The sequence below is a fragment of the Micromonospora echinofusca genome (assembly GCF_017614955.1).
GTDB classification, from domain to species: Bacteria; Actinomycetota; Actinomycetes; order Mycobacteriales; family Micromonosporaceae; genus Micromonospora; species Micromonospora echinofusca_A.
In genome coordinates this window covers 1-9,558 of record NZ_WVUH01000286.1, presented here as the reverse complement: position 1 = coordinate 9,558, position 9,558 = coordinate 1, and the positions used below count along the sequence as shown (strand labels likewise).

Below are 9,558 nucleotides of genomic sequence, written 5' to 3'. Positions count from 1 at the left end.
GCGGGAGATCGGGTGGGGCAGACTTTTCCCACCGAGCCGAACCCTTTCTCCAGGAGTGAGCCCTGCCGATGTCGCTGCTCGCCAGATTAAGCCTCGCCAACCGGGGGCTGGTAGCCCTCATCGCGGTGGTGATCACGGCGTTCGGGGCGTTCGCCGTACCGTCGCTGAAGCAGCAACTGTTGCCGTCGCTGGAGTTGCCGGCCGCCTTCATCGTGGCCAGTTACCCCGGTGCGGCGCCGGAGATCGTCGAGTCCCAGGTCACCGAGCCGATCGAGAACGCCATCCAGGGCGTCGCCGGGCTGACCAAGGTCACCTCGACCTCGCAGGAGGGCGCGACGACCATCCAGGTCGAGTACGAGTTCGGTACCGACCTGGACGACGTGGTCAACAAGATGCAGACCGCGCTGAACCGGATCGACGCGCAACTGCCGGAGAACGTCGACCCGCTGGTACTCGCGGGCAGCACCGACGACCTGCCGGCGGTGGTGCTCGCCGCCTCCGGTGGGGGCGGCGACGAGCGGGCGCTCGCCGAGAAGCTACGGACCACGGTGCTGCCGGAGCTGGAGACGATCGAGGGGGTCCGGACCGTCGCGATCAGCGGTGCCCGGGACCAGGTCGTGGTGATCACCCCGGATCCGGTCAAGCTGGCCGCCGCCCGGGTCGACCCGGCCACCATCGGTACCGCGCTGAAGACCAGTGGGGTGGCGGTCCCGGCCGGTGCGGTGGTCGACGGCGAGCGGGCGCTCACCGTCCAGGTCGGTACCCGGATCACCACCCTCGACGAGCTGCGCGGCATCTACGTCGGCCGGAACGGTCGGGGTACCGCCCCGGTCCGGCTCGGTGACGTCGCCACCGTCGAGCAGCAGCTCGCCCCGGCCACGTCGTTCACCCGGACCAACGGCCGGGACAGCCTGGGCGTGGCGGTGACCGCGGCGCCGGACGGCAACGCGGTGGAGATCTCGCACGAGATCCGGGACCGGCTGGCGGCGCTGGAGGCGGCCTCCGGCGCGGAACTGGACGTGGTCTTCGACCAGGCACCGTTCGTGGAGAAGTCCATCGAGAGCCTGACCACCGAGGGTCTGCTCGGTCTGGTGATGGCCGTGCTGGTGATCCTGGTCTTCCTGCTGTCGGTGCGCTCGACCCTGGTCACCGCGGTCTCCATCCCGCTGTCGGTGGTGGTGGCGCTGATCGCGCTCTGGGTCGGGGACTACTCGCTCAACCTGCTCACCCTCGGCGCGTTGACCATCGCGGTCGGCCGGGTGGTGGACGACTCGATCGTCGTGCTGGAGAACATCAAACGGCATCTGGGGTACGGCGAGAGCAAGCGGGACGCGATCCTCACCGGGGTCCGGGAGGTCTCCGGCGCGGTCACCGCCTCCACCCTGACCACGGTGGCCGTCTTCGCGCCGATCGCCTTGGTCGGCGGGTTCGTCGGGCAGCTCTTCGCGCCGTTCGCGATCACCGTGACGGTGGCCCTGCTCGCCTCCCTGCTGGTGTCGCTGACCATCATCCCGGTGCTGGCCTACTGGTTCCTGAAGCCGGCCTCGGGCGGTGCCGACGAGGCGGCGGTACGGCAGGCGGCCGAGGAGAAGGAGCTGCGCAGCCCGTTGCAGCGGGCGTACCTGCCGGTGATCGGGTTCGCCACCGCGCGCCGCTGGGCCACCGTGGCGATCGGCCTGGTCGTGCTGATCGGTACGTTCCTGCTCTCCACCCGGCTGGAGACCAACTTCCTGGACGACTCGGGCCAGGACACCCTGAGCATCACCCAGGAACTGCCGGCCGGCAGCGGTCTGGCGCGCACCGACGAGGCGGCCCGCAAGGTCGAGGCGGTGCTGGAACGGACCGAGGGCGTCGAGACGTACCAGGTCAACGCCGGGGGCAGTGGACGGCCCTGGGAGGGGTCGTCGGCCAACACCAAGGCCACCTACTCGGTGGCCCTGGCCGGGAACGTCGACGCCGAGGCGCTGAAGGAGAAGCTGCGCACCGAACTCGACGCGCTGAACGCGGGTGAGATCAGCTTCGGCGGCGGCGGTGAGGGTGGCGGCTCGGCCAACCAGCTCGCGGTGATCGTCCAGGCGCCCGACGCGGAGACGCTGGCCCGGGCGGCCGAGCAGGCCCGGGCGGCGATGGCCGGTACCCCGGACGTGGTGGACGTCTCCTCCAGCCTCGCGGAGCGGGTACCCCGGGTCGACGTGGTGGTGGACCGGGGCGCTGCGGCGCGGCTCGGGCTCTCCGAGGCGGCCGTCGGTCAGCTCGTCGCCCAGGCGTTCCGGGGCAGCCCGCTCGGTCAGGTGACGCTCGACGGCGGTCAGCAGAACGTGGTGCTGCGGTTCGGTGGCAAGCCCCCGCTGACCGTGGCGGAGCTGAAGGCACTGCCGGTGGGTCCGGTGACCCTCGACGCGGTCGCGGACATCCGTCAGGTGGACGGGCCGATCGCGGTGACCCGGATCGACGGCGAGCGCAGTGTCACGGTCACCGGTACGGCCACCGGCTCCAACCTCGGGGCGACCACCCAGGAGCTGGAGAAGCGGCTGGCGGAGATCGACGTCCCGGGCGCCACGTTCACCGTGGGCGGGGTCAGCGCCGAGCAGCGGGAGGCGTTCGCGGATCTGGGTCTGGCCGTGCTGGCCGCCATCGCCATCGTTTTCGTGATCATGGTGGCGACGTTCCGTAGCCTGGTGCAGCCGCTGATCCTGCTGGTCTCCATCCCGTTCGCCGCGACCGGCGCGATCGGCCTGCTGCTGGTCACCGGGACGCCGCTGGGCGTACCCGCGCTGATCGGTGTGCTGATGCTGGTCGGCATCGTGGTGACCAACGCGATCGTGCTGATGGACCTGATCAACCAGTACCGGGCCCAGGGGATGGGTGTCCGCGAGGCGGTGATCGAGGGGGGTCGGCGTCGACTGCGGCCGATCCTGATGACCGCGATCGCGACGATCTTCGCGCTGCTGCCGATGGCCTTCGGCCTCACCGGTGAGGGCGGGTTCATCTCGCAGCCGTTGGCCATCGTGGTGATCGGCGGTCTGCTCAGCTCGACCCTGTTGACCCTGGTCCTGGTGCCGACGCTCTACACCATGGTGGAGAACACCAAGGAGCGGTTCCGCCGCCGGTCCGGGCGTCCGGAGCAGGCCGTGCCGGTGCCGGCCGGGGCCGACTCCGCCGGGTCCGCCCGCCCGGAGCCGGTCGGCACCGGGTCGGCGCCGTCGGCGGCACTGGTCGGCGGTACCGACCAGTTCGAGGTACTCCGACTGCCGAAGAGCCGTCAGTCGCCGCTCCCGCCGCAGGAGTAGCGGAGGTGGGCACGTCCCGGACGCTCGGCTCGGGCGTCCGGGACGTGTCATTTCCCGCAGAGTATGAAACCCACTCGTACCACCCATTACCTCTGATACTCTCCGTAATTGCATCATTTGCGGAGAGTGGTGAAGATGGGTGCGGTGCGATGGCCGGGGCGCCGGGCCCTGCTGCGCCGCGCCGCCCTGCTCACCGCCGGTGCCGCCGCCGGTGCGGTCACCTTCGCCGAGACCACCCGGTTCACCGACCGGCGGCTCCCGCTCGGCGGCGGACCGGCCAGCGGTACGACCGGCGTCGGTGACCAGCCGCCCGGTGACGGCGGGCTGCGGGTGGTCTGGCGGGCCCGCACCGACCGGCGGCAGATCGCCCTCACCTTCGACGACGGTCCCGCGCCACAGTGGACGCCGATGGTGCTCGACACGCTGGACCGGTACCGGGTCCCGGCGACCTTCTTCCTGGTCGGGGCCCGGGTCCGGGCGGCAGCCGGGCTGCTCCGGGGGCGACTGGACCGGCACGAGGTGGGCAACCACACCTGGGCGCACCACGACCTGGCCCGGATGGACGCCGACGAGATACACCGGGACCTGACCCGGACCCACGCGGTGATCGCCGAGGTCACCGGCCGGGAGCCGCGACTGCTCCGGCCCCCCTGGGGCCACCTCGGCGGCGGCACGCTGCACGCCGCCGCCCGGCTGCGGTACGACGTGGTGCTCTGGTCGTTGCAGATGCGCGAGACGGCCTACCCGGGCGATCCCGCCGGCCACGCCCGGCACATCGTCGCCGGGGTACGCCCCGGGACGATCCTGCTGGCCCACGACACCGGCGCCGCCACGCGGCTGGTCGCCCTGCACGGCCTGCCCGCCATCATCGACGGGCTGCGGGGACGGGGCTTCGAGTTCGTCACCGTCTCCGCGCTACTGGCCGGGGAGTCCCCGCCGCGTACCCCCGGCTGAACGCCTCCCGGTGGCCGGTACCCCCGGGTGAACGCCTCCCGGCGCCCGGCGCGATCCGCCGAAACACCCCCGGCTCGCGTCACCGGCGTCCGACCTGCCGGGTAACGTTCCGGTGCGTGCCGTCCCCGCTCCGGGTCCTCGCCCGCAACCGCAGCTTCCGCCGCCTCTTCGTCGCCGAGCTGATCGTCTTCGGCGCCGACTGGTTCGTGATGGTGCCCCTGCTGGTACTGCTGCCCGAACTGACCGGCAGCGGCATCTGGGGGGCGCTCGTCCTGGCCGCCGACACCGCCATCGTGGCGCTGATGCTGCCGTTCACCGGCACCATCGCCGACCGGATGGACCGTCGCCGGATCATGGTGGTGGCGAACCTGGGTGCCCTGGCCGGCGTCCTGCTCCTGCTCCTGGTCCGCAGTGCGGGTACCGCCTGGCTGGCCCTGCTGGCGATCGGGACGGTGGCGGTCGCCAAGGCCCTCTACTCGCCGGCCGCCCAGGCGGCCCTGCCGAACGTGCTCGAACCGGACGAACTGGCCGGTGGGAACGCGGTGGCCGGTTCGGCCTGGGGCACCATGACCGTCGTCGGTGCATCGTTGGGTGGCGTGATCAGCGCGGCCTTCGGACCGTACGTCTGCTTCTGGATCGCCGCGGTCGGCCTGGTCGTGGCGGCGGTCATCGCCGCGCGGATCCGCCGCCCGTTGCAGGCTCCCCGGGACGGCTCCGTTCCGACCCCGCGCACCTGGGCGGCGATCGGTGAGGCGATGCGGTACATCGTGCACCGACCCTCGGTGCGGGCCCTGGTCACGGTCAAGTCGGCGGTCGGGCTCGGCAACGGTGTGCTGACCGTCTTTCCGCTGCTCGCCGGGGTGTACGGGGTCGGCGCGGTCGGCCTCGGGCTGCTCTTCGCGGTCCGGGGTGCCGGCGCCCTGGTCGGTCCGATGCTGATGCGGCGGGTGCTGGGCAACCGGTCCTGGCTGCTCCCCGGGCTGGCCCTGTCGATGGCGCTCTACGGACTCGGGTACCTGGGGGTCTCGGTCAGCCGGTGGTTCCCGCTGGTGCTGGTCCTGGTCTTCGTGGCGCACTTCGCGGGCGGTAGCAACTGGGTGATGTCCAACTACGCGCTCCAGGGCGAGGTCCCGGACGGGCTGCGCGGGCGGGTCTTCGCCACCGACATGATGCTGGCGATGGTCGCGGTGGCGGTGAGCCAACTGGTGGTCGCCGGGGTGGTCGACCTGGTGGACGAGCGGGTCGTACTCGCCGGCTGCGGCCTGGTCACCGTGGTCTACGCGGTCGGCTGGCGGCTGGCTACCCGCCGGTTGTCACTGGCCGAGCCGACCCCCCTGCCGGAGCGGGCGACCGCCTAGCTCGGCCGCCCGGTGTCAGACCGGATGTCGGCGTCGATCTTGCACTTCGGGCCCCCGTTTTGTCTTCTTCGTCGCTGATGTCGGGGCCGGAACTGCAAGATCAACCCGGGTCTCGCACCCCCTGGTAAGGCTGCCCGACGGGTGGCGGCCCGACCGGAGACTGCCCGGCCCGTCGGCCGGCCAGCACCGCCGCCACCAGCAGTCCCAGCCCGGTGGCGTGCCAGATGCTGAGCAGCACGCCCGCCCCGGTCGTGACCAGGCCCAGGTTCCGGGCGGTCCAGTCCTGCCGGATCAGCTGGGTGAAGAGCAGCGCCCAGCCGATGCTCAGCAGCGCGCCGAGCAGCAGCACGCCCATTCCGGCCAGGGCCAGCGTGCCGCTCCGACCTGGCAGCCGGCCACGTGCCGTGCCGACCAGGATCAGTCCGGCGAGCAGCACCAGGAGCGTCGGCAGGTGGCTGCCGACCTGTCCCACGACGTACCCGACCACACCCATCGTCCTCCGTGTCCCGGTCCGGTGACCCCGGTCACGCTAACCGGACCGGTCAATCGTCTCAGGCAGCGGACAAGAAGGCGATCAGGGCCGGTCAGGCCACCTAGCATGGCCGGATGACCTTCGTTTCCGGCCCGGTCCGGGTCCGGGTTCCCGCCACCAGCGCCAACCTGGGGCCAGGTTTCGACGCGCTCGGTCTGGCGCTCGCGCTCTACGACGATGTCAGCGCGGAGGTCACCGGGACCGGTTGCCGGGTCGCGGTCTCCGGCGAGGGCGCCGGCGAACTGCCCGCCGACGAGAGTCACCTGGTGGTACGCGCCATGCGGGCCGCCTTCGACGCCCTCGGTGGGCAGCCGGCCGGGTTGACGGTGACGGCGGTCAACCGCATCCCGCAGGCACGCGGCCTCGGTTCCTCGTCGGCGGCGATCGTCGCCGGTGTCCAGTTGGCCCGGGGCCTGGTCGAGGGTGGCGCCGCACAACTCGACGACGCGGCGGCGTTGCGGCTCGCCGCTGAACTCGAAGGGCACCCGGACAACGTCGCGCCCTGCCTGCTCGGCGGTTTCACCATCGCCTGGACCGAACCCACCGGTGCGCGGGCGGTGTCGCTCACCCCGGCTCCCGGGGTACGGCCGACGGTTTTCGTCCCCACCGGCCGGGGGCTGACCTCGGTCGCCCGGGCGGCCCTGCCGCCGACCGTGCCGCACGCGGACGCCGCCTTCAACGCCGGCCGGGCGGCCCTGCTGGTACCCGCGCTCACCAGCGACCCGTCGTTGCTCTTCGCGGCCACCGCCGACCGGCTGCACCAGGACTACCGGGCGGCCGGGATGCCATCGACAGCGGCGCTGGTCAATGGGTTGCGCGCGGTCGGTGTGCCCGCTGTGGTCAGTGGGGCGGGCCCTTCGGTACTGGCATTCGGTCCTGTCCCGGACGGTTTCGATCCGGGAATGGAATGGACCTCCTGGCAGTTGCCGATAGATGTAGCCGGGGCCCGAGTCGATCGGGGTACACTGGGACACGCCGAGCGGGACCCTGTTGCCGCAGGTCGGAAGAGTTGATTACGCTCTAGACTTAGCACAGCCGCGAAGCACGCGATCTCCCTGCGGGTCGGCGCACCCCCGAAGCTTTCGGCGGTTAGCCCGTCTCACCCCTGCCTAGGCACACGCCGCACCGCAGTCTCCACAGGATCGCCGCAGACGGCGAGACCTGCCCACCGACGTCTGGTGGGTCGGGAAACCAACCGGCTGTGTGGCAGACTCCCGCGACGCGTCACGCGAGGCGGGTGCACCGAGGCCGCCCGGCCACCTGTTTCGACCCCGGGCAGCCCGGCCTATCGAGGGAAGGAATCCATTGAGCGACACCACCGACGTGACGTCGGATGTTTCCAACGTCGCTGGCGATGCCACCACCACCGCCGCTCCGGCCCGCCGTCGGCGGACCGGCACCGGTCTGTCGGCGATGCTCCTGCCGGAGCTGCAGAGCCTGGCCGCGTCGCTCGGCATCTCCGGTACGGCCCGGATGCGCAAGGGCGAGCTGATCAGCGCCATCTCCGAGCGACAGGGCGCCGCCGCCGGTACCACCCCCCGGCCGCGTGCCGAGGTGGCGGCTGCCACCGCACCGGTCCGGGACGAGGTTCGCGCCGAGGTCCGGGATGGTGGTGAGCGTCCGGAGGCGGAGCGTCGGGGCGCTGGTGAGACGGCGGCGCAGCCGGCTCCGGCCGGCGAGGCCGAGCCGCAGCCCCGGACCCGGGGTCGGCGTACCCGGGCCACGGCGACCGCCGAGGCCCGGCCGGCCGAGGCGACCCGGACCGCTGAGCCGCGTGCCGCTGAGCCGCGTGTCGAGGAGACGGCCGCCGCTGCCGAGCCGGCCGAGCGGGTCGAGTCCCGCCCGACCCGGGACCGGGGCGAGCGCGCGGAGCGCGGTGACCGGGCCGAGCGGGGCGAGCGTGCCGAGCGGACCGAACGGGGTGACCGGACCGAGCGGGGCGACCGGGGCGACCGCAACGAGCGCAACGACCGTGCCGACCGGGGCGACCGCAACGAGCGTGCCGAGCGGAGCGAGCGTGGTGACCGCACCGACCGGGGGGCGCGTGCCGCCGACCGGGACAACGACGGTGACGACGACGGCGAGGGCGGCGGCCGGCGGAGCCGGCGCAGCCGGTTCCGGGACCGTCGGCGGGGCCGGGGCGACCGGCCCGAAGGCGCCGTGGAGACCGGGGGCGGTCGGGAGCCGCAGGTCAGCGAGGACGACGTGCTCGTTCCGGTGGCCGGCATCCTGGACGTGCTCGACAACTACGCCTTCGTCCGCACCACCGGCTACCTGGCCGGCCCGAACGACGTCTACGTGTCGATGTCCCAGGTCAAGAAGTACGGCCTGCGACGCGGTGACGCGGTGACCGGTGCGGTCCGCGCCAACAACCGCGACAGCGGTGAGCAGCGGCGGGACAAGTACAACCCGCTGGTGCGGCTGGACACGGTCAACGGCATGGAGCCGGAGGAGGCCCGCCGCCGTCCCGAGTTCTACAAGCTCACCCCGCTCTACCCGCAGGAGCGGCTGCGGCTGGAGACCGAGCCGCACATCCTCACCACCCGGGTCATCGACCTGGTCACGCCGATCGGCAAGGGCCAGCGGGCGCTGATCATGTCGCCGCCCAAGGCCGGTAAGACCATGGTGCTCCAGGCGATCGCCAACGCGATCACCCACAACAACCCCGAGTGCCACCTGATGGTCGTGCTGGTCGACGAGCGGCCCGAAGAGGTCACCGACATGCAGCGCTCGGTCAAGGGCGAGGTCGTCGCGGCCACGTTCGACCGTCCGCCGCAGGACCACACCACCGTCGCCGAGCTGGCGATCGAGCGGGCCAAGCGCCTGGTGGAGCTGGGCCACGACGTGGTCGTACTGCTCGACTCGGTGACCCGGCTCGGCCGGTCGTACAACCTGGCGGCACCGGCCAGCGGCCGGATCATGTCGGGCGGTATCGACTCGACCGCGCTCTACCCGCCGAAGCGCTTCCTCGGTGCGGCCCGCAACATCGAGAACGGCGGGTCGCTGACCATCATCGCCACCGCGCTGGTGGAGACCGGGTCCGTGATGGACACGGTCATCTTCGAGGAGTTCAAGGGCACCGGTAACGCGGAGCTGAAGCTGGACCGGAAGATCGCCGACAAGCGGGTCTTCCCGGCCATCGACATCCACACCTCCGGTACCCGTAAGGAGGAGATCCTGCTCGCGCCGGAGGAGCTGGCGATCACGCACAAGCTCCGTAAGGTCCTGCACTCGCTGGACTCGCAGGCCGCGTTGGATCTGCTGCTGGACCGGCTCAAGCAGAGCCGGACCAACATCGAGTTCCTGATGCAGATCGCCAAGTCGGCACCGGGCGAGTAGCACCGGCCGCACGTCACGGCGAAGGGCGCCACCGCACGTCGGTGGCGCCCTTCGCCGTTCCCGTGTCGCCCCCACACGCTCACCC

At 72.0% G+C, this 9,558-nt stretch carries 6 protein-coding genes; 5 read left to right on the top strand and 1 reads right to left on the bottom strand.

The window, feature by feature from the left end; translation table 11 throughout:
* The first annotated feature begins 68 nt into the window (after nucleotides 1–68).
* The 3 genes from GSF22_RS25525 to GSF22_RS25515 all read left to right on the top strand — a co-directional run bounded on the left by GSF22_RS25525 (nucleotide 69) and on the right by GSF22_RS25515 (nucleotide 5,602).
* The gene (locus GSF22_RS25525) at nucleotides 69–3,290 is read left to right on the top strand and encodes an efflux RND transporter permease subunit (protein WP_208816277.1); all 3,222 of its coding nucleotides are present in this window, start codon (nucleotides 69–71) and stop codon (nucleotides 3,288–3,290) included.
* Nucleotides 3,291–3,425: 135 nt separating this feature from the next.
* Nucleotides 3,426–4,244, top strand: a complete 819-nt coding sequence (locus tag GSF22_RS25520; RefSeq protein WP_244454108.1) for a polysaccharide deacetylase family protein — start codon at nucleotides 3,426–3,428, stop codon at nucleotides 4,242–4,244.
* A gap of 116 nt (nucleotides 4,245–4,360) precedes the next feature.
* Nucleotides 4,361–5,602, top strand: coding sequence for an MFS transporter (locus tag GSF22_RS25515; RefSeq protein ID WP_208816276.1), 1,242 nt, complete (start codon nucleotides 4,361–4,363; stop codon nucleotides 5,600–5,602).
* Between the two features lie 100 nt (nucleotides 5,603–5,702).
* Here GSF22_RS25515 and GSF22_RS25510 read toward each other — a convergent pair whose 3' ends face one another.
* On the bottom strand, nucleotides 5,703–6,095 hold the full coding sequence (locus GSF22_RS25510; RefSeq protein WP_208816275.1) for a hypothetical protein: 393 nt from the start codon (nucleotides 6,093–6,095) through the stop codon (nucleotides 5,703–5,705).
* Nucleotides 6,096–6,208: 113 nt separating this feature from the next.
* On the opposite strand from GSF22_RS25510, the gene thrB reads away from it, so the two are divergent.
* Both thrB and rho read left to right on the top strand, forming a co-directional pair.
* Nucleotides 6,209–7,147, top strand: coding sequence for a homoserine kinase (thrB, locus tag GSF22_RS25505; protein ID WP_208816274.1), 939 nt, complete (start codon nucleotides 6,209–6,211; stop codon nucleotides 7,145–7,147).
* A gap of 292 nt (nucleotides 7,148–7,439) precedes the next feature.
* Nucleotides 7,440–9,473: a transcription termination factor Rho gene (rho, locus tag GSF22_RS25500; RefSeq protein WP_208816273.1), complete on the top strand. Its 2,034-nt coding sequence runs from the start codon at nucleotides 7,440–7,442 to the stop codon at nucleotides 9,471–9,473.
* The last annotated feature ends 85 nt before the right edge of the window (nucleotides 9,474–9,558 follow it).

Excerpts from the sequence above, each read along its gene's own strand:
- GSF22_RS25525 (WP_208816277.1), top strand. The coding sequence starts at position 69 with ATGTCGCTGCTCGCCAGATTAAGCCTCGCCAACCGGGGGCTGGTAGCC.
- GSF22_RS25520 (WP_244454108.1), top strand. The coding sequence starts at position 3,426 with ATGGGTGCGGTGCGATGGCCGGGGCGCCGGGCCCTGCTGCGCCGCGCC.
- GSF22_RS25510 (WP_208816275.1), bottom strand. The coding sequence starts at position 6,095 with ATGGGTGTGGTCGGGTACGTCGTGGGACAGGTCGGCAGCCACCTGCCG.
- thrB (WP_208816274.1), top strand. The coding sequence starts at position 6,209 with ATGACCTTCGTTTCCGGCCCGGTCCGGGTCCGGGTTCCCGCCACCAGC.